Source organism: Acinetobacter sp. PK01 (genome assembly GCF_022819285.1).
Lineage (GTDB): Bacteria > Pseudomonadota > Gammaproteobacteria > Pseudomonadales > Moraxellaceae > Acinetobacter > Acinetobacter tandoii.
This window is the reverse complement of record NZ_CP094643.1, coordinates 2,874,962-2,897,024: the sequence shown is the minus strand read 5'-3', so window position 1 is coordinate 2,897,024 and position 22,063 is coordinate 2,874,962. Positions and strand designations below refer to the sequence as shown.

General features: G+C 35.2%; 16 protein-coding genes and 1 pseudogene. 12 read left to right on the top strand and 5 right to left on the bottom strand.

From position 1 onward, the window contains the following. Positions 1-27 precede the first annotated feature (27 nt). The 3 genes and pseudogenes from MP622_RS13670 to MP622_RS13660 form a co-directional block, all read right to left on the bottom strand. Complete coding sequence (locus MP622_RS13670; protein WP_243791406.1) at positions 28-2,211, bottom strand: polysaccharide biosynthesis tyrosine autokinase; 2,184 nt, start codon at positions 2,209-2,211, stop codon at positions 28-30. Between the two features lie 51 nt (positions 2,212-2,262). Next, a pseudogene (locus MP622_RS13665) lies at positions 2,263-2,484 on the bottom strand (hypothetical protein). Then, positions 2,484-3,590 carry a polysaccharide biosynthesis/export family protein gene (locus MP622_RS13660; RefSeq protein WP_243791404.1) on the bottom strand — a complete coding sequence of 369 codons (1,107 nt, stop codon included), beginning with the start codon at positions 3,588-3,590 and terminating at the stop codon, positions 2,484-2,486. Before MP622_RS13660 ends, MP622_RS13665 begins: the two are co-directional and overlap by 1 nt. 495 nt (positions 3,591-4,085) lie before the next feature. Here MP622_RS13660 and MP622_RS13655 point away from each other — a divergent pair, with 495 nt between their 5' ends. The 12 genes from MP622_RS13655 (at position 4,086) to galE (ending at position 18,756) form a co-directional block, all read left to right on the top strand. Continuing rightward, the gene (locus tag MP622_RS13655) at positions 4,086-5,603 is read left to right on the top strand and encodes an MATE family efflux transporter (protein WP_243791402.1); all 1,518 of its coding nucleotides are present in this window, start codon (positions 4,086-4,088) and stop codon (positions 5,601-5,603) included. Positions 5,604-5,916: 313 nt separating this feature from the next. Further along, on the top strand, positions 5,917-7,032 hold the full coding sequence (locus tag MP622_RS13650; protein WP_243791400.1) for a glycosyltransferase: 1,116 nt from the start codon (positions 5,917-5,919) through the stop codon (positions 7,030-7,032). Beyond that, positions 7,019-8,125 carry an EpsG family protein gene (locus MP622_RS13645; RefSeq protein ID WP_044739736.1) on the top strand — a complete coding sequence of 369 codons (1,107 nt, stop codon included), beginning with the start codon at positions 7,019-7,021 and terminating at the stop codon, positions 8,123-8,125. The genes MP622_RS13650 and MP622_RS13645 overlap by 14 nt, the downstream gene beginning before the upstream one ends. After that, positions 8,115-8,990, top strand: coding sequence for a glycosyltransferase family 2 protein (locus MP622_RS13640; protein WP_243791398.1), 876 nt, complete (start codon positions 8,115-8,117; stop codon positions 8,988-8,990). The genes MP622_RS13645 and MP622_RS13640 overlap by 11 nt, the downstream gene beginning before the upstream one ends. Before the next feature lie 637 nt (positions 8,991-9,627). Further along, positions 9,628-10,761, top strand: a complete 1,134-nt coding sequence (locus tag MP622_RS13635; RefSeq protein WP_243791396.1) for a glycosyltransferase family 4 protein — start codon at positions 9,628-9,630, stop codon at positions 10,759-10,761. A gap of 2 nt (positions 10,762-10,763) precedes the next feature. Then, complete coding sequence (locus tag MP622_RS13630) at positions 10,764-11,378, top strand: sugar transferase (RefSeq protein WP_243791394.1); 615 nt, start codon at positions 10,764-10,766, stop codon at positions 11,376-11,378. Beyond that, on the top strand, positions 11,368-12,408 hold the full coding sequence (locus tag MP622_RS13625; RefSeq protein WP_243791392.1) for a GNAT family N-acetyltransferase: 1,041 nt from the start codon (positions 11,368-11,370) through the stop codon (positions 12,406-12,408). Before MP622_RS13630 ends, MP622_RS13625 begins: the two co-directional genes overlap by 11 nt. Positions 12,409-12,412: 4 nt before the next feature. After that, entirely contained in the window at positions 12,413-13,015 is a 603-nt protein-coding gene (locus MP622_RS13620) for a GNAT family protein (RefSeq protein WP_151505155.1), read from the top strand. Between the two features lie 11 nt (positions 13,016-13,026). Further along, positions 13,027-14,211: a DegT/DnrJ/EryC1/StrS aminotransferase family protein gene (locus tag MP622_RS13615; protein WP_243793537.1), complete on the top strand. Its 1,185-nt coding sequence runs from the start codon at positions 13,027-13,029 to the stop codon at positions 14,209-14,211. 76 nt (positions 14,212-14,287) lie between these two features. Next, positions 14,288-14,449, top strand: a complete 162-nt coding sequence (locus tag MP622_RS13610; protein WP_243791390.1) for a hypothetical protein — start codon at positions 14,288-14,290, stop codon at positions 14,447-14,449. A 1,319-nt stretch (positions 14,450-15,768) separates the two neighbouring features. After that, a complete protein-coding gene (locus MP622_RS13605) occupies positions 15,769-17,643 on the top strand; it encodes a nucleoside-diphosphate sugar epimerase/dehydratase (RefSeq protein ID WP_243793536.1) in 1,875 nt (624 codons plus the stop codon). A gap of 96 nt (positions 17,644-17,739) precedes the next feature. Beyond that, positions 17,740-18,756 (top strand): UDP-glucose 4-epimerase GalE, encoded by a 1,017-nt coding sequence (gene galE, locus MP622_RS13600; RefSeq protein ID WP_243791388.1) that lies wholly within the window; start codon positions 17,740-17,742, stop codon positions 18,754-18,756. A 37-nt stretch (positions 18,757-18,793) separates the two neighbouring features. Here the strand turns inward: galE and MP622_RS13595 are convergent, their stop codons facing one another. Together MP622_RS13595 and glmS are read right to left on the bottom strand one after the other, a co-directional pair. Next, on the bottom strand, positions 18,794-20,164 hold the full coding sequence (locus MP622_RS13595; RefSeq protein WP_243791386.1) for a phosphomannomutase CpsG: 1,371 nt from the start codon (positions 20,162-20,164) through the stop codon (positions 18,794-18,796). A 53-nt stretch (positions 20,165-20,217) separates the two neighbouring features. Further along, on the bottom strand, positions 20,218-22,056 hold the full coding sequence (gene glmS, locus MP622_RS13590) for a glutamine--fructose-6-phosphate transaminase (isomerizing) (protein ID WP_243791384.1): 1,839 nt from the start codon (positions 22,054-22,056) through the stop codon (positions 20,218-20,220). Between the last annotated feature and the right edge of the window lie 7 nt (positions 22,057-22,063).

Here is a 22,063-nt window from a genome sequence, read left to right as displayed (position 1 = left end):
TTTCTATGAATGGATTTTGAAAATAAATTAAACTTTTTTCGAGCTCTTATAATGATAAGCATAGTTATAACCATAATGTGAATCTACAGTACGTTGAATATCGTTGATGATAATCCCCGTAATTTTGGTATTGGCCTGTTCAAACCGATGAATAACAAGATCTAACTCTTTCATTTGGGTCTTCGCATAACGTGCAATCACAAGATTCACACCTGCATATTGTGAAATGATAATACTATCTGTCACCGCCAAAATGGGTGGTGTATCGATAATAATATGATCGAATTGACCAGAGAGCTGTTCGAGTAGATTTTTAAAGCCATCCATGCTCAATAACTCTGAAGGGTTTGCTGGGCTTTCACCACATGTAATGAACGATAGATTTTCAACTTCTGTATGTTTGATAATCTTTTCAAGAGGCTGCTGACCCTTTAAAAAGTCTGCTAAACCTGCTTGATTATCTTGATTGAAATATTGGTGTAAATGCCCACGACGCAGGTTAGCATCAATCAACAATATACGCTTATTGGTTTGCGCTAGAATAACTGCGAGGTTAGTGGCAATAAAGGATTTACCTAGTTCTGGTGCTGGACTAGAAATCATAATTATATTGTTAGGTGCATGATTGAGCGCAAATTGAATAGCGGTACGCATGCTGCGTAAGCTTTCAATCGCAATATCATCACTATTTTTAATTGCAAGAATAGGAATATGTTTCTTCTTTTCAAGCAGTTTACTATGGCTTTCTTGTGCAGGTGAATGCGGAACAGTTGCATACACAGGCAGATTTAATACATTTTCAATTTGAGACGCATCTTTAATGCCTGTACGTAGCATATTGCGTAGAAAGGCTAAAAGTGTACCGAAGAAAGCACCTAAGAAAATAGATAAAAGTAAAATCTGTAATTTTTTAGGTGAAATTGGTTTAATTGGTTTGATTGCAGTATCGACAATACGAACATTGCCAATTTCACCTGCTTTGGAAATTCGCAGTTGTTGGTAAGAATTTAATAAGTTGGTATAGAGTTGTTGTTTAACTTCGACTTCACGGTACAACTGTAAATAGCGGCGTTGCAAGTCAGGTAATTGTTTAAGAGTTGTATTGAGTTCATTAATTTTATTGTTAATTGCTTCAAGTTGAGCATTAACTTGTTTCATTTCAGGGTGTGCAGCTGTGTACTTCTGTGCCAATTCAGCACGTGTTTGTTGCAGGGCGATTTTCTGAGTTTCAAGGTTAATACTTTGTGTAAGATAAAGCTCAGACTCTCTGGTAACATCAACCGTATTGTATTGCTCACGGAATTTGTTAAATTCACGTTCTGCAACATCAAGTTGTTGTTTTAGCTCAGGTAGTTGCTCATCTAAGAACTTCAGTGTCTGTGCGGTTTCTGCAGAACGACGTTCAATATTTTGTTGGCTATATGAGGCTAAAATAGCATTCAGTACTTTGATAATATGCTCTTTATCTGTGCCTTGATAGTTTAGCCCTAGAATACCAGTGAGCCTGCCTTTTTCTGCAACTGAGTAATTGGTGAGGATATTATCTATTGCGGCAGGTAAAGATTTTTTCTGAATGAGATAGGTATCATTGAGTTGATCTTGAGTGTGAATCGTAATATTCCATACGCCATCAGCAGTACGAATGCTATTCGGTTGATTGACCTTGGCTGTAAGCAAAATTTGCTCAGTTTTGGGATCTGTTAAACTGAATTGATGATCTGTGAAGCGGAGTTCAAGGCTTTGATCTTCGTAGTTTTCTGGGGCTTTAAATTGTGTTATTTCGAATGCTTTCTCGTTATCTTTAAACAAGACAGATTGAGTGCTGTACTGGGTTTTATAAATGTGTGGAGAGAGTAAACGACCGAAAAATGTGTTTTCTGTACCAGAGACTTGTAAGTCTAGATTGAGATGTTGAATTACATTCCCGAGTACTAAGTGAGATTTTAGAATCTCGATTTCAGCTTGAGCTGGTGAGTTTTGGTCTACCATGGAAGATAAATTACCGAGTAAGGCAGCGGTACCAGCCCCTTTACTGTCTTCCACCTGAATTAAAGCGCTCACAGCATAAGTGTTAGGTGTAGCTCTTAAATAAAGCAGTGCACACCCCAAGCTTAAGATGGTGCATAACGCAATCAGTTTCCATTGAGCGATGAGTGAAAAAAATAGTTCTTTTAAATCACTTGTTTCTACTTTATTGGTATTTTGGCTCATAATTTTATTATCTATGGGTTAAATTTATTGTTTCCAGTCATTTATACAGGTTTATATAAGTTGACAGGTGTCATCAAAAACGGCTCGACCATGCTGGTAAGGATTGGAAATATTCTTACCTTATCAGTAACTCAAACGAAATATTTTCCCTTTGAGAAACGGCTATGCTTGTCCAATATGCAATTGAAGAAATTTCTGCTTGGAAACGTATTTTGCCATTGGACAAGGACAAATATTTCCAATACAGCCCATAAGAATATTTTGAATATGTATTAGTTAGTTCCCAATCGATCAATATTATACAAAGCATTAGAGAACGGTAAAATTTGGGTAATGATACGTTGCCAACGGGCTAAGCCTGTAGCGTCAACATAAACAATATCATTGCTACGCATTCTAAATTGATTGGCTAAACCGAAATTACCGAGACTCATTAAATTCATATGATACAGTTCAGTTTGTTGATGCTTCGGGTCACTACGGAGTACATAAATTCGTTTAGCACTTGCAGTATTTGAATCAATGCCCAAGCTTTCTCCCAGAACATCACTTAAGGTCATGCCTTGATCACGCATGGGCAAAGCTTGATTCCTGCCAGACTCACCCATGACATAAATCTTCTGGTCCTCTTTAGAATTTACATAAAGTGTATCATTGGGTTGGATGAGCAAATTGTGTAAAGAATAACCGGACTTTTCGAGTTGAATACTATTCAACTTGTAAGTTCGACCTTGGCGTACCAATGTAATAGAGGTGTTATCGCCATATTGAGTATTAATTCCACCAGCCATACTAAGAGCGGTATAAACACTGACAGGTTGATCACTCAGAAAGAATTGGCCGCCTCTCATCACGTTGCCTTGGACTGAATAACGCTGGCCTTGATAAGATAAGACACGCGCAATCACATCAGGTGTTTTTAAATAATGAGAGAGTTGACTACGCAACTCTTGATTCACTTGAGGGAGTGATTTTCCTGCGGCTTTATAGCGGCCAATCATTGGAAATTGAATATAGCCGCTTTGATCAATTTGATAACCATTGGCTTGAATCGATTGTTCGCTGGAAACATTACTCGCTGCAGGGGTAATTTCAGGATAAGCCCACAAGTAAATGGATAGAATATCGCCTGGACTCAACTTGTATGAGAGTTGGGCATGACGAAATAAGCTAGAATAATCTTGCAGATCGCTATCTGAAGTTTGATTTAAGTCACGTAAAGTATTTTGGTTGAGTTGAATGACATGCACTGTACTACCAAGTTCAGTTTGATAGACACCTTGTTCAGGTAAATTATAAGTTTGAAGGCCTGGTGCTAGAGCACAACCGACAGTGCTGAGTGTGAACCCTAAGAGGCCAATATATTGTAGTAATTTCACTCTGTACCCCTATAAACTATTATAAATATATTTCAATCGGGGGTGATTGAGATTGTTTAATAAATATACTAATACATCAAATTATCCTGTGCAATTATAATTTTTGATAATAGTGCAAGCTTAACTACAGTCCAGTAGTAAAGATGTGGTGTCAACAAGACTTAGTAATTGTATATATGATACAAGCAGGATATGATGGAAAAAGATTGAAATTTTCTGATCGATAATAATTACAGTCTTGTACTTAGTGACAGCATTTTATTGATTGTATGATTTCTTTAATATAATTAAAAATGCATTAGATAAAGTTATATAAAGTTTGATCAAATATCGATTAATTATGAATTAAATGCTAGTAAGGTAATATAAGGAATTCACAGGCAAGCATATTAAAATAAAAAACTTATCGCAATCATAGGCCAGTTTATTTGGTTTTGCAAAAATTAGATGAAGCAATTTTTATATGTTTTAATATTTAAAAGTTGATTATAAATTATGTCTAAAAATAAAAAAATTTTAAATAATACATTGGCTTTATACATTAGGCTTTTGATTACAGTCGTACTGAACTTATATGCAACTAGAATATTATTAAAAAATCTTGGAATAGAGGATTTTGGACTATATGGAGCAATAGCAGGCGTTATTGCATTAATTTCATTTTTTCAGACTGCATTATCAAATGCAACAAATCGTTTCCTAAATATAGAGGTGGGAAAGGGTGATATACCCTATATTCAAAAAATATTTTCTACAGCTTTTTTCCTACATATTTTTATTGCATTGCTTTTTTGTATTTTAATTGAAATATTTGGTACTTTTATAATTAGTTCATTTGTAAAATTACCTGCTGAAAAAATAAATATTTCTATGCAAGTTTTTCATTTATCAATAATATCTCTATTTATTTTAGTTATTACTATTCCATTTGAATCTATATTAATGGCGAAAGAGAAATTTGGAATATATGCTTTGATTTCTATACTTGATGTAACTTTGAAATTACTATTGTCTTATATTTTAATATTTTTTACTCATGATAAACTTTTATATTATGCAACAGGTTTTATTTGTATAGTTTTTTTGACAAGATTAACTTATGTAATTTATAGTCAATTAAATATCGTTGAAGCAAGGATTAAATTTTATATAGATAATAATTTTCTTAAAAAAATAATAAATTTTATTGGTTGGGAGTTGTATTTAAATTTTTGCGTGGTTTTTAAAGTTGAGGGAATAATGCTCTTGATGAATAACTTTTTTGGTTTGATAGCAGTGGCAAGTATAAAGATAAGTTATCAAATTAATGCAGCGTTATATAGCTTATCTAGTAATCTATCGGTTGCAGTTAAACCTCAATTAATGCGTAGTTATGCTGATTATGATATTGATAGAATGAATATGTTAACATTTTATTCGGCAAAATATTCTTATTATTTTATGTTGATATTTTGTGCCCCCATTATATTTAATATTGATTATATTTTAAAGTTTTGGCTGGGATCTCCGCCTGCTTATACTGAAGTCATTACTATTTTTGTACTAACTTCTAGTTTAATTGAGGTACTTTTTTATCCAATTGTTATGTTAATTCATGCTACTGGTAATTTGAAAAAATTTAGCATTTTAACTGGTACTCTCATTCTATCATCAGTTCCATTGGTTTATTTTTTATTTAAATTTGGTGTTAACTATTATTACGCTTATATTATTTATGTCATTAATACTGCATTAGCTTCATTTTTAAACTTATGGATAGTAAAAAAACTGATCACTGATTTTGATCTATCTAAATTTTTAAGGAAGGTTTTAGTTAATATAATGATTACTACCGTTACAATTATTTTAGCCCTCAAGGTGATAGCTGAATTTGTTGTTTTAAGTGATTTTGTTGGATTTTTGACCGTTTTTGTGTTAGAAACTTTAGTAGTAATTTCGCTAATATATGGTTTGGGTATCGAAAAAACGCATAAGGATTTGATAAAAAATTATTTAAAATCAAAGATAAAGTGATATTTTGGTAGTAACTGATATTAAAATTGATAAGCTTGGATTAATTCTATAGTTTTCTTGAATCGTTGATGTTTTAGCTGGTTGATTGTCCTATAAAACATCATTTTTTAATACTGGATAATAAGGATTTCTAATAAAAACTAGCATTAAATAGCTCGAATAAATATTAAACTGTTGTTGAATTTGAACATAAAGAGACTGATTTTGCAGTTGCAATATAACAATAGCAAAATCCTGAATATATAAAACCCCTGTCAGGAATGCAAATCAGATTAATACCGAAAATTTTAAAATGTATGGGTAGGAATCTTTAGTGATTAGAGTTTTACATATAGTTGGTCAAATGGATCGTGCTGGTGCAGAAACTATGCTTATGAATCTATATCGTCATATTGATCGCACCCAAGTTCAATTTGACTTTATTAAATTTACGACTCAACAAGGTGATTATGATGATGAAATTCAAGAATTGGGTGGCAGAATTTTTCCAATTCTTGCCGAGAATCCAATTGAACGTATGTTTAAGCTAACAAGTTTTTTAAAGCAACATTCTGAATATCGAATTGTACATGCACATATGTTGCTAAGTAATGCTTTTCATCTGTTAGCAGCAAAAAGGGCTGGTATTCAGCATCGAATTTCACATTCGCATAATACAAGTAATGGTAAATTTGGAGTTCTAGCTTTTTTATATGAAAAATTTGCAATATATTTAAATAAAAGACTATCAACAAAAAAAATAGCTTGTGGTAAAGAAGCAGCGGAATATTTATTTGGGACAACAGAAAATGTTTGGTTATTAAATAATGCTATTGATTTAAAATTATATAGACAAATAGCAGAAAAAAATAAGAATTATTGGAAAAGCATTAAACATGATATTCAAGGGTTGAAAATTATTCAAGTTGGCCGGTTAAGTGAGGTAAAGAACCATAGATTGTCGTTAGAAATTGCTAGAAAATTAAAGGAGCAAGATATTGCTTTTACATTTTTGATTGTAGGTCAAGGTCCTTTAGAGAATTCTATTAGACAAATGATACAAGATTACACTTTAGATAAAAATGTGTATTTATTAGGTATTAGAGATGATATACCAAACTTAATGGCTGGTGCTGATGTCATGTTAATGCCATCATTACATGAAGGATTTCCAGTAGTGTTGGTGGAAAGTCAAGCAATTGGTTTAAAGTCTATAATATCCTCTAAGATATCAAAAGAAGTTGATCTGGGTGTAAACTTAATTGATTTTAAAGACTTAAATAACATTGAAGGATGGATTAAAGCGTTTGAATATATAAATCCAGTAAGTACTCAGTTTGGTAGTGATGTCGAAGTGCTTGCTAAGAAGGGTTTTGATATAAAACAAAAATCCGTCGAACTTTTAGCCCTGTATAATAATATGGATAGTATTTCTAATGATATTAATTGATAATACTGCTTTTTTAAATTTATACAATTTAATTTATTTATGTACAGCCTGTTTGGTCTTGGCTTCTGCTTTGTCTTATGAAATTAAGAAGGATGTTTTACTACAGAATAAATTAGGTCAATATTTAGTTTTTTTACCTTTAATTTTTTTAATATTCCTCGTGGGTCTGAGGGAATATGATGTAGGTGCTGATACAGTTAGTTATTTTGATATACTTTGGAATGAAACATCTGAGTTGAATTTTAGTGATGGTATTTTATTCGGTCTAGTTGCTTCGACTCTAAGATATTTCAATTTGGGTTATACTTATTTTCTTTTATTAATATCCTTCTTATTTTATACAGTTACTTACAAAGCATTAAAGAACTATACTGAAAAATTTGAATCAAATCTTCTTATTACTTTCTTTGCATGCATTTCATTTTTCTTTTATTTAAGTATGAGTATTAATGTGATCAGGCAAGGTGTATCATTAGCCTTTCTGTTATTAGCTTATTCTTTATGGGTTGGTAAGAAAAATAATATTATAATTTTATTGTGTATATTTTTATCATTAGCTTTTCATTTGACCTCAATTATACCAATTTTAATATTTTTTTGTTCTGTTATCATGAGTAAAATTAGAGCTTTTAATTTACTAATTCTTATCTATTTATTTTCTATAATTTTATCTTACTTTAATTATGGTTTTTTAAACTTTTCATCAGTGTTTTTAGATTTTTTAGGTGAAGATAGACATGCAGACTATTTTTCGGATGAAGTTTCTGATTACATCATAGGTTTTAGGCCGCAGTTTGTAATATTTAATACTTTTTTTCTACTTGTATCTCTGTATGTTAAAAATAAGTTAACTGATATCGATTTATCTTATCAATATAATATTCTTGTTTCTTATTATATTATTGCAAGTGTTATATTTTTTATGGCATTTCAACTGCCATTTTCTGATCGTTGGGGATTGTTTTCATGGTGTGTTATTCCATTACTAATTTCACCATTATTTTATTCACCTTTTGTTAAGGAAAAAATAAAAATTCATTATGTTTTAATTTTGATTCTAATTTACATTGGTTTTTATTTCTATGATAAATGAGTCTGAAAATACACCTACTATTAGTGTGGGTATTCCATTTTATAATGCTGAAAAGTTCTTGGCTTTTGCCATTCAGTCTGTACTTTGTCAATCATATACAAATTGGGAGTTAATTCTTGTAGATGATGGATCCACGGATAATTCCTTGAAGATTGCTAAAGAGTTTGCAGGTAGTGATCGAAGGATTAAAGTACTCTGTGATGGTGAAAATAAAAAACTACCCAATCGTCTAAATCAATTAATAAAGGAATCTGAAGGTAAATTTATAGCAAGGATGGATGCGGATGATATTATGCATCCCAGTCGCTTGGAAGTACAATTAAAATATCTTTTAGAAAATGATCAAGTTGATCTTGTTTCTACGGGTTTGGTCTCTATAGATGATCAGAATAGAGTCTGTGGATTCAGAAGTGTCAATTCACTTATTACTGAAATATCTAAACCTTTTAAGTTTCATATAGCTCATCCAACTGTAATGGCTAGAAAAGAATGGTATATAAGAAATTTATATAGTTTAGACTATCCTCGTGCTGAAGATTTTGAGCTGTGGTGTCGTGCATATGGTAAAAATGATTTAAAAATAGCAATTCTTCCTGATTTACTTCTTTTTTATCGTGAATTTGGAAATATCTCTATCGATAATCTTTTGAAAACATGTTCAGATGAACATAAAATAAGAAATTATTATCAAATGAATAATAAAATTTATAATTTTATCTATTTTAATTTGAAATATCTTTTTATTTATACAATTGGTTTTTTGGGCTTGGGACAGAATCTTTCGAAGAGAAGAAATCGGGTTTTATCTGATGATGATGCAAAGGAAATGCAAGAAGTATTAAATTTGGTTGTGAATAGAAAGTAGGAGCTTATATAAAGTTAATTTGGTAGATAAGCTACTTCCATAATCACAATCAGATGTAAATTAATAAAAGTAGTTTGATTGTAGCAAGATATTATTGAAGAGCTATTCATCAATATATTTTTTGATGGATAACCTGAGTCTAAAAATTATTGTGCTAGTCATTGATGAGTTTACAATCAGCCCCGAATCAGTCACTAGAATTTTAGTGCTTTGACTTACAAAGCTTACAGCACGTCGAACCTAACGCTAGGTAAGGGGTAAATCAGTTTAGTCTGGTATCGAAATTCAATGCTTTTTAATGCATATATTAGAAATTTTAATTTTTTACAAAGAGTTGCTAACTTTGCTCAAAGTTGTATGGGGTGTATGTTCATTTACCATTCTGAATAAATTTGAAAAATTTAGATAGACTTTATGACTAAGTCATATTTTGGATGTGGTTACTTGGTTGAACTTTAATTTTTAAAACTTTTTGCAACAAAATAGAGAATTATTTAAAAGACACAGATCAAAAAAAGGATTTTAATTAGAGATGTAAAAGAGGCAATTGGAACACATTATTAGAAAAATGTTCTATGTTTGTCACTTAAATACGGAAAGAATAATTTTTTAAAAAAACTAAAAAAGCTGAAAAATTATGAGTACGATAGTGTTTATTGGCACGATAGCATCTAGCATTTATGATTTTCGTGCAGATTTAATCCGTAGCCTCTTAAAGCAGGGGCATCAAATCTATGCTTTTACATCTCAATACAATGCAGAAGATATAAATAAAATAGAACAACTAGGTGCTATTCCAGTTACATATACTTTAAACCGTGGTGGATTAAATCCACTGGCAGATATTGTCGCAACTTATCAACTTTTTAAAAAAATAAAGCATATAAATCCTGATGTGGTCTTTTCATATTTTTCTAAGCCAGTCATTTTTGGGACTCTAGCTGCGAAACTAGCAAAAGTACCTTGTGTAATCGGTATGCTTGAGGGGCTAGGTTACACTTTTACAGAGCAGCCAGAGGGTCTAAGCCATAAAATTAAATTTATCCGATACATTCAAGTTTTTCTCTACAAAATCGCATTGCCAATGCTGGATCAACTTATTTTCTTAAACCCAGATGATCCTAAAGATTTATTGGAAACATATTCTATAAAAGTAAAAAAAGTAGTGATCCTAGGCGGAATAGGTTTAAATTTACAAGAATATCCATATCAACCCGTTGATGATATTTCACTTCCTATTAAATTTTTATTCATTGGTCGGTTGCTTAAAGAAAAAGGAATACATGAGTTTGTTCAAGCCGCTAAATTGGTGAAAAAACAATATCCTAAAACACAGTTTACGATTCTTGGACAAATAGATACTTTTAATATTGGAGCACTGCAACAATCAGAATTAGATGATTTGATTGCTTCCAATGTTGTGCATTATTTAGGCTGGGTGAATAATGTAAAAGACTGGATTACGAATAGTCATGTATTTGTGTTGCCCTCTTATCGTGAGGGTGTACCTCGCAGCACACAAGAAGCAATGGCAATAGGCCGTGCAATTATTACTACAGATGTCCCAGGTTGCCGAGAAACTGTAATCCAAAATCGAAATGGCTTCATTATTCCAAGGTGGGATTCCAAAGCTTTAGCTGAAAATATGATTTATTTCATTGAGAATCCTAAACAAATCAGATTTATGGGAGATGAAAGCCACAAAATCGCACTCGATAAATTTGATGTTGAACAAGTAAATCAACGATTACAAAATATTTTAGGAGTCTGAAAATGATAAAACGCTTCCTAGATATTGTGATTGCTTCTTTTGCGCTCACTTTACTATCGCCATTATATTTATATGTTGCATATAAGGTGAAAAAGAATTTAGGCGCTCCTGTCTTGTTCCGTCAGGTTCGTCCAGGGTTACATGGCAAACCTTTTGAAATGATTAAATTTAGAAGTATGCATGATGCTATTGATGTCCAAGGGAACCCTTTACCTGAAATTGAACGTTTAACTCCTTTTGGCAAAAAATTGCGATCTACAAGTTTGGATGAAATACCAGAATTATGGAACGTGATTAAAGGTGAAATGAGTATTGTAGGTCCACGTCCTTTATTGATGGAATATTTACCTCTTTATAGTAAAGAACAAGCCAAACGTCATCATGTGCGCCCCGGCATGACAGGTCATGCACAAGTGAATGGCCGTAATGCCATTAGTTGGGATGAAAAATTGAAGCTTGATATTTGGTATGTTGAAAATCAATCCATTTGGCTGGATTTCAAAATTATGCTGAAAACGATCAAAGTTGTTCTAATTAAAGAAAATGTAAATGATGAATCAGGTCACTCTATGCCTAAATTTACAGGGGATAAACAGGGTGATGAAAATGGATTCTAATGTGAACTGCTCTTTAGTCGATGTTGATGATGAATGGGACACTGCAGTAAAGAAATTTAATTTTGATATCTATCATTTAAGTGGATGGCTTAAATCTTCAGCAGTAATAGATGATGGTCAGGCTAAAGGCTTAATGATTAAGTTTGGTTATAATGAGTTACTTTTTCCTTTAATTATTAGGAGAATAGATAGTATATTTTGGGATGCTACCTCGCCATATGGTTATGGTGGTCCATTAGGAGATAGTGTATTAACAAATCAAGAGATTGATCAGTTATTACAAAATGCAATTAATTTTTTAAAGGAACAGAATTGTGTTTCTTGGTTTATTCGACTACATCCAATTTTAAATATTGGATGGAATAGTAAATTTGGCACTATCGTTGAGCATGGGCCAACATTATCTTCAGATTTGAGTAAAACAGAAGAAGAACATTGGTCTGAAACTCAACAGAGACATCAACGAGGCATTAAAAAGGCATTAAAACAGTCTATATATACAAAGATTGAAGAATTCAATGAAAATAATGCTTTAATCTTTTCTAAAATTTACCTTGAAACTATGAAGCATGTAAATGCATCAGACTTTTATTTATTTGATGATTTATATTTCATAGCGTTAGCAAAAAATCTAAAAGGCAGAATTTTATTAATTACTGCTTATGATAATGAAACACCGATTGCTGCTTCAATCTTTACGTATTGCCAAGAAAGTAAAATTATCCAATATCATTTAGGCGGTACTCTTGATGCTTATCGAAATTTACAGCCTGCTAAGCTGATTGCACATATTGCAAGAGCCTGGGGGCGTGAAAAGAGATACCGTATTTTGCATCTTGGCGGAGGTTTAGGGGCAAGTTTGGATTCATTATATGAGTATAAAAAAGGATTCAGTTCAAATGAGCACGTATTTAAAACGCATCGTATTGTCGTGAACTCTGATATTTATCTCAAATTGTTAAATAAAAATGGCAGGGTTGGACAGTTAACAGAATACTTTCCGCTTTATCGGAAACCAAATGGGAAATAATGTCATGATTAAATCTAAAAATGTGTCGCTTAGACCAATTGAGTTACACGATGATATTTTATTGCAAAAATTGATGAATGATCCTTTTGTGGCTGGAAGTGTAACAGGATGGTCATTTCCTGTATCTCTGTTTTCCCAAAATAATTGGATTCAGTCAAATACAAATAGTTCAAATTATCGCTTAATTATTGTAGATAATGAAACGAATGAAGCAATTGGTATCACGGGGTTATGGGAGATTGATTGGCATAATCAGTCAGCGAATATGCCAATAAAAATCTTGCCAGAAAAAAATAAAAAAGGCTTTGGGACAGAAGTCATTATGTTGACCATGGCGTGGGCATTTTACAATGTCGGACTCAGACGTTTATATGGTCCAGTTTTAGACTTCAATGGGCCAAGTATGGGTGCTTATGTTAAAAAATGTGGTTGGAAGATTGAAGGTCGACAACGTGAAGCGATTTTTCGTAAGGGAGAATGGCATGATGTATACGATATAGCAATTCTTAAGCATGAATTTGATGCTCTACCTAATGTAGCTGAGTTTATCCATGCGGTATGTCCTGTAGATACCACACCGAATATCAATTCCCAAGATTATATTTAGGGAAAAAAATGATGCTAAATACTACATTTGAACCATGGCCAAGCTTCACAGTAGAAGAAGCAGATGCTGTTAAAGATCTGCTACTTTCAAATAAAGTGAATTATTGGACTGGAAAAGAATGTCGCGAGTTTGAGAAAGAATTTGCGCAATTTTCTCAAACCAAATATGCCGTAGCATTAACAAATGGTACGGTAGCACTTGATGTTGCTTTAAAAGCTTTAAATATTGGTGTTGGTGATGATGTAATTGTTACATCTAGAACATTTCTTGCATCTGCCAGTTGTATTGTTACAGCAGGAGCTAATCCTATTTTTGCAGATGTTGAGCTAGATTCTCAGAATATTTCTCGAAAGACCATTGAGGCGGTATTAACTTCGAATACCAAAGCCATTATTTGTGTACATTTAGCGGGCTGGATGTGTGATATGGATCCAATCATGCAGTTGGCGGAAGAAAAAGGGTTATTTGTCATTGAAGATTGTGCTCAAGCACATGGGGCACAATATAAAGGAAAATCAGCGGGTTCGATTGGTCATATTGGGGCATGGTCTTTCTGTCAGGACAAAATTATGAGTACTGGTGGTGAAGGCGGGATGGTTACCACCAATGATGAGAACTTATGGGAAAAAATGTGGTCTTATAAAGACCATGGTAAAAATTATGACAGCATTTACCATAAACAACACCCACCTGGTTTCCATTGGGTACATGACTCTTTTGGAACCAATTGGCGCATGATGGAAATGCAGGCCGTGCTCGGGCGCATGCAACTGAAAAAAATGCCAATATGGACAAAAAAACGTACGCAGAATGCGCAGCGTATATTGGCTGTATTTCAAAATAGTCGTTATTTCTCCGTACATTATCCAAATCAAGATTATGTACATGCCAACTACAAGTGCTATGTACAGGTCAATATTGATCAATTACCTGCAGGTTGGTCCCGTGACCGTATTTTGAATGAAATAAATGCACAAGGTGTGCCATGTTTTATTGGCTCTTGTTCAGAAGTGTATTTAGAAAAAGCATTTGATGGTACTCCTTGGAGACCAAAAACACGCTTAGTGAACGCACAACAATTAGGTGAAACCAGTTTAATGTTTTTGGTACATCCGACCTTAACAGAAGATAATCTGACAAAAACTGTGAATGCTATTCAGCAGGTTATACAGATGATGAATGCAATAAAAAATTAAACCAATTAAGGTGATCCTCGACAAAATATTGGATACACAGTTCTTTTAAAAATCATGTAAATTTTAGAAATCTTGGATGACTCCCTTGTACAGCAGTGCTGCTCAAGTCCTGAATTTAAACAGTCAGCAATGGATTCAAATCATCGTTTACCTACAGCGCAAAATTTTAGGGATTGCCTATTTCCAGTTATTTAGTCACTACTATTTAGACAGTCAACATGGCCTCTATTTGAATTAAAGAAGGCTAGTCATACTCATGGGTAATATTGAATTAATTTAGTCATCTTATTCGTGGTTGGAAAACTAGCCCACACATAAACTGTCAATTGGTATGTGCTGTATTTCATTATGAGCTGTTCACGAGGAAACTCTATCAGTTGTTATGTTTATGACCTTGCAAAGCTGTGCTTCTCAGGCTTACGAGACTGTATTGTGATTTTAGAGTGCTATTACACAAGCAGCCGAATTAAAATAATATTTATGCGTAGAGACTGTTGGGATTACAGTAATTAAAAGTTTCATTCATGTATCAAAAGTTCATGTGGTACACGGCAGAGTATTGTCTACTTGCAAACGAACCAATGATATCTAGTTTGTATATATTGAGATTTACTACAATCGAATCAGACAACACTTTGAAAATAGTGAGTTAAGTCTGACCGCATTTCAACAAGAATATTTTAAGAATTTAGAGAGATTATCTGTTGAGAATACTCTCTAGGGTCAATGTTATTTTTACTAGGATCACCCATACATACGGACAATATGCTATCGAAATATTCCGATAGTTTGTCGAGTATAAATAGGGAGCTAACTTTACTGCCGATTTCTTCAAATAATTTAATTTCTCTTAATGAATTGTGGCTAAAAATTGCTCGTCCGTCCGCGTAGGACTTCTAGTTTAAATGAACCAGAATCTTTTGGTTTTGCGAGAGTAGCCCTTTCTACAATTGATTTTTTAGGATTTACGTCCAGATATTTTTTAATCTCTGCATTTAAGACCGTTTCAGTCCGCTCTTTAATCTGAGACTTCAGAATAAAAGTTTAACCAGTGAGTAGTCGTCCGGATTGTAATTATTTAAATTTGTTTAGAACTCAAAGTTGTAATTTGTCATGCTTTTTCATGAAGCGCTGATTAATTTAATAAAATAATTATATTTTTTGATAAATGTCTCAATTTAATTAAAAACAAATATTAATTTATCAATTTTACCAATTTTTGGGGATTTATTCGCATTTATGGTGATTCTATAGTTGTGCTATGTCATTCGTTTGCTTGATCCAGAAGGTTTACTTAGAGACTTAAAGTACGTCTAGTAAATGCTCAATATCTAAGTGAAGCAAATTTAATGTTCTTGGTACCTCTATGTTAAGAGAAAAGAGTTTTTAAAAAACCGTGAATGTAATTAAGAAGATTGTGTAGGCGATTGATGTAATAAAAAGTTCAACCAAATAAGGACAATAGGATGTCCTCATAAGGCTATCCCATTTAAACATGCATTTTTATTGACATAAAAATGGGTATAAAGATGCAATCCTGTAAAGGGGATCATCATGGTGAGAAATATAATTCATCAATTTGCTGCACAGCCAAGATTATATAAGCAAGTTTTTTTAAGTTTTTTGGATTTATTGGCTTTCCCTGTCATTTTATGGTTGTGCTATGTGATTCGTTTGTTTGATTTTCAAACTCCAATTATTTCAGATGCGACATATGGCATTATCTTGATCAGTTTTATTGCAGTCTTAAGTTTGATGATCACAGGAGTTTATCGTTTTATTGTCCATACTTTTGAAGAAATCCTGATATGGAAGTTAGCACTTGCTGTCGCGATGACGATGATCGCCTTATATGTACTGCGTTCAAGTACTGCAACATTCGTTCCGATGTCTGTCCCATTTATATTCGGATTTATGATGTTTACATGGGTTTGGTTGAGTAGGGTATATATTCGTTTTTTAGTTAGAGCTTCATATTGTGCTGAAATTGGCAGTAAAAGAGTTGCAATTTATGGTGCAGGTGCAGCTGGTCAGCAAATTGAGGCGGCACTTAAATGTTCAGGTCAGTATCTACCTGTATTCTTTATTGATGATGATCCATCCTTACAAGGAAGAATTATTGGCAGTATCCCTGTTTATCCAGTTGCTCAAGCATTACAACGGTTGAAGAAAGATAGAATCGACGAAATTTTATTGGCACTTCCTTCAGTGGAGCGTGGAAGAAAAGCAGAGATTATTCATGAGCTTGAGCCTTGTAATTTAAAAATTACGGCACTACCTGGTTTGACCCAGTTGGTTCATGGCGAAATTACCGTTTCTGATATTCAGGAAGTGGATATTATTGATTTGTTAGGGCGTGATCCTATTCCCCCGATTTCGCATTTATTGACCAAGAATATTGAAAATAAAGTTGTGATGGTGACAGGTGCAGGTGGGTCTATTGGATCTGAATTATGTCGTCAAATTGTTAAGAATAAGCCGAAAGCGCTAGTTCTTTATGAACTGAACGAATTCGCACTGTATAACATTGATCAAGAATTACACTCGAGCTGTGATGTGACCATCATTCCTGTTTTGGGTTCTGTGCGGAATCAAGCCAAATTAGAGTATGAGATTGAACAGTATGGTGTTCAAACAGTCTACCATGCAGCAGCATACAAGCATGTGCCTCTAGTTGAATGTAATCCGCTTGCTGGATTGAAAAATAATGCGATTGGTACGGCATGTAGTCTCAATGCAGCAGTAAAAAAAGGGGTAGAAACATTTGTATTAATTTCGACAGATAAAGCGGTTCGACCAACCAATGTGATGGGGGCTTCGAAGCGGATGGCAGAGTTATATTGTCAATCTGTCGCTGCAATACAGAAAAATACACATATCAGTATTGTTCGATTTGGTAATGTTTTAGGGTCTTCAGGTTCAGTAGTCCCTTTATTTAAACAGCAAATTGCCAAAGGGGGCCCCATTACTGTGACCCATCCAGAAGTTACTCGTTACTTTATGACGATTCCTGAAGCCTCGCAATTGGTGATTCAGGCGGGTGCACTGGGGCAAGGTGGAGATGTATTCTTATTGGATATGGGGGAACCTGTATGCATTCAGAATTTGGCACGACAAATGATTAAACTAAGTGGTTTCACTGTGCGAGAAACTGGGTCGTTGAGTGGTGATATTGAAATCATCTATAGTGGCTTACGTCCAGGAGAGAAACTGTATGAGGAACTGTTGATTGACCAAGAAAATACAGAGTATACAGAGCATGCGCGGATTCGTCGTTCCTTTGAAAAAGATTACCCCTTACAAGAAATACAAATAGTCTTTGATAGAATAAGTCAAATGGATGCAGCAAAACCAGATATAGATTGGTTGTTGACTCAACTTGAGCATTATGTCGATGGGTATAAACGGAGTAATCAAGTTATAATTAACTAAACTATAGAGATTTGCTTGATGAGTATAATTTCGATATTACAGGATTCATTTGATAGCTTAATTTAGGGCTTACTGAAAGTTTTGCAAGGAAAAAATATGGCTAAGATTTTAGTCACAGGTGGAGCTGGTTATATCGGCTCACATACCTGTGTTGAGTTATTAACCGCAGGTCATGACGTTGTGGTTTTAGATAATCTCTCAAATAGTTCGGTTGAATCCTTGACGCGTGTACAACAATTGTCTGGAAAATCTCTCGATTTTGTCGAGGGGGATATTCGAGATGGTGAAATACTAGATCAACTTTTTGCACAGCATACAATTGATGCGGTGATTCATTTCGCAGGTTTAAAAGCGGTAGGTGAAAGCCAGCAGATTCCTTTGACCTATTTTGATAATAACATTACGGGTAGTTTGAATTTGGTCAAAGCCATGGAGCGGGCTGGCGTCTTTAAGCTGGTGTTTAGTTCTTCTGCGACTGTTTATGATGAGGCAAATACTTCACCATTGAATGAAGAGATGCCGACGGGTATGCCATCGAACAATTATGGCTATACCAAGCTGATTGTTGAACAAATGCTACAAAAGCTCAGTATGGCAGATGAGCGTTGGTCGATTGCTTTGTTGCGTTACTTTAACCCTGTAGGCGCGCATAAAAGTGGTCGAATTGGTGAAGATCCCCAAGGAATTCCAAATAATTTGATGCCTTATGTAACGCAAGTCGCTGTGGGGCGTCGTGAAAAACTGGCTATTTTTGGTCAGGATTACGATACGGTAGATGGTACAGGCGTTCGTGATTATATCCATGTAGTGGATTTAGCTAATGCGCATTTATGTGCATTGAATAATCGTTTAGCGGCTACAGGCTGTCGTGCATGGAATATCGGTACGGGGCAGGGTGCCTCAGTTTTGCAAATTAAAAATACCTTTGAGCAAGTCAATGGGATCGCGATTGCATTTGAATTTGCACCACGACGTGCGGGTGATGTAGCAACATCTTTTGCGGACAATACTCGTGCAGTAACAGAATTGAACTGGCAGCCGCAATATGGTTTGGAAGATATGTTGGCCGACAGTTGGAATTGGCAAAAACAGAACCCGCAAGGGTATGCTTAAAATAGACTTTAAAAAAGGGAGCAAAGTGCTCCCTTTTTTAACTTTGAATCAATTGCGTTAATTCATTCACATAAGCTTGCATCGGTTGCGGATTTTGATCCAAACGGCTTTCAATATTCAAGCGAAGCAAAGGTTCTGTATTGGATGCACGTACGTTAAAACGCCAAGTGCCAAAATCTAAGCTCACCCCATCGGTACGATCAATCTCAGGATTTTGATCTGCAAAATGGTCAAACAGTTTTTGAATTGTAGCTTGCGTATCTGCAACCTTAAAGTTGATTTCACCACTACATGGAAACTTGGTAATCATATCTTCAACCAAGCTAGATAAAGATTGCTGTGTTTCAGATAAAACGCTAATCGCCAGTAACCATGGAATCATGCCACTATCGCAATAAGCAAAATCACGGAAATAGTGGTGTGCACTCATTTCTCCGCCATAGACTGCATTATGTTCACGCATGACATCTTTAATAAAGGCGTGACCAGATTTAGACTGTACAGTAATACCTTGATATTGATCGACAATATCTAAAGTGTTCCAGACCAACCGTGGGTCATGTACAATTTTTTCATTGCTCTGTTTTAACAAGAAGGCTTGAGCCAATAAGCCGACAATGTAATAACCCTCAATAAATTGCCCTTTTTCATCAAACAGGAAACAGCGGTCAAAATCGCCATCCCAAGCAATGCCCATATCCGCCTGATGTTCTAGTACTGCATGACGGGTACTATCACGATTTTCAACTAAAATCGGATTTGGAATACCATTCGGGAATGTGCCATCGGCTTCATGATGAATTTTGACAAACTCGACTGGAACTTGCAGTTGCTTGAACTTTTGCTCCAGTGCATCAATCACATGCCCCGCTGCACCATTGCCCGCATTGACCACCAGTTTGAGTGGACGAATTTTTTCGGGGCGAATGTAGGTGAGGAGGTGATCGATAAATTCAGGCAGAATATTGTAACTTTCAACTGTGCCTCTATGCTCAACAGTTGTAAATGCGCCTGATTCCGCCAGTGCTTGAATATCTTTTAAACCAGTGTCAGCACTGATTGGGCGTGCATTTTCACGCACCAGTTTCATGCCGTTATAATCCATTGGATTGTGACTGGCCGTGATTTCGATACCGCCTTGTACGTCAAGATGGAAGGCTCCGAAATACACTTCTTCAGTTCCTGTCATACCCAAATCAAGAACATTGACACCAGCATCGATGAGCCCTTGGATGGTGGCTTGTTTTAGGCCTTCGCTGCTCAGACGGATATCGCAACCAATCACCACGGTTTTAGGTTGGTAAATTTGTCCATAGGCACGACCAATTTTATAGGCAATCTCTTCATTCAATTCTGAGCCGAGTTTGCCACGAATATCATAAGCTTTAAAACAGGTAAGGCTGGTCATATTTTTAACTCATATTATTTGATAAAAAAGGCTCGAAATTCGAGCCTTTATTCTTATTCGACAGTAACACTCTTGGCCAAGTTTCGAGGCTGGTCTACATCGGTACCACGCAATACTGCGACATGATAAGACAGTAGCTGTACAGGGACGCTATACACGATTGGTGCTAAAGTCGCACTGATACTTGGTACACTCACTACGTGTTGGCGATCTTTATTGTGAATGCCACTATGTTCATCCGCAAAGACAAACAATTCACCCCCACGTGCTTGAACTTCTTCCATGTTCGATTTGAGTTTATCTAGCATGTCATCTTGTGGAGCAAGAATAACCACAGGCATGTCATTATCGACCAAAGCCAACGGCCCATGTTTGAGTTCGCCCGCAGCATAACCTTCAGCATGAATATAGGAAATTTCCTTCAGTTTCAATGCACCTTCCAAGGCGATCGGGAAATGTGTGCCACGACCAAGGAATAAGCAGTGTTGTTTTTCCACAAACAATTCTGAAAGTCGCAAAATAGCTGCGTTATTTTGCAAAGTATCTAAAATAACCTTAGGTAAGTGCCATAACTCTGCTGCAATGCTTTGAATTTGATGTTCTGAAATGGTTTGTTTGATTTGACCAATTTTTAAAATCAGTAACATCAATGCGGCCAATTGCGTGGTAAAGGCTTTGGTTGATGCTACGCCAATTTCAGGGCCTGCCAAGGTCAATAAGCTGTGGTTGGTTTCACGAATCATCGATGAAGTGGCCACATTACAAATTGCCATAGTCACAATATTGATATTCTTTGATACAGCACGCTTTTGGGTATCACGCAGTGCGGCTAAGGTATCCGCAGTTTCACCCGATTGTGAAATACATAAGTAAAGCGTGTTATTCACAATGACTGGAGTGCGATAGCGGAATTCGCTGGCAATTTCGACCTGACAAGGCACATCAATCAGTTGTTCAAACCAATATTTGGCAATCATGCCAGCGTGGTAGCTGGTCCCACAAGCTAGAATTTGTACTTGTTGGATGTTCGCAAAATCCGCTTCTGCATGCTTTAAGAAATCAGCACGTAAAGCATTACCATCTAAAGCTTGAGAAATGGTTTGTTGCAATGCTTCAGGCTGCTCATAAATTTCTTTCAGCATGTAATGCTTAAATTCACCTTTGGATGCATTGCTGACTGTTGCATCCAGTTCTTTCACTGGACGATTGACCAGTTGCCCATTTACAAATACTTCAATCTTGTCACGTGTTAAGCGAGCAATGTCACCTTCTTCAAGGTAAATAAAGCGGTTGGTAATCGGTAATAAAGCCAATTGATCCGAGCTAATGAAGTTTTCACCAATCCCCACACCAATCACAAGTGGTGAGCCTTCACGCACCGTAATCAGTTCATCAGGATAATCTGTGTGAATAATTCCCAGTGCATAGGCACCTTTAAGCTGTGGTACTACGCTTTGTACAGCTTCTAACAGGCTAGAGGTTGATTTTAAGGCGTCATGTACCAGATGCGCGACAACCTCGGTATCGGTTTGCGAGGTAAATACATAACCTAAGGCTTCAAGATCATCTTTCAGTTCTTGATAGTTCTCGATAATCCCGTTATGTACGACGGCAACATTACCCGAGACATGTGGATGGGCATTATTTTCGGTTGGTTTACCATGAGTTGCCCAACGAGTATGTGCAATCCCAAGTGAACCTGTGACCAGTGATTCATTCACGGCTTGTTCAAGGTTGGCAACTTTACCGACACGACGTTCACGTAAAATAGCATCTTGACTCACCAGTGCTAAGCCTGCCGAATCATAGCCACGATATTCCAGTCGTTTTAAACCTTCAATTAAAATATTGGTAATACTACGTTCTGCAACGCCACCGACAATACCGCACATAGGAATA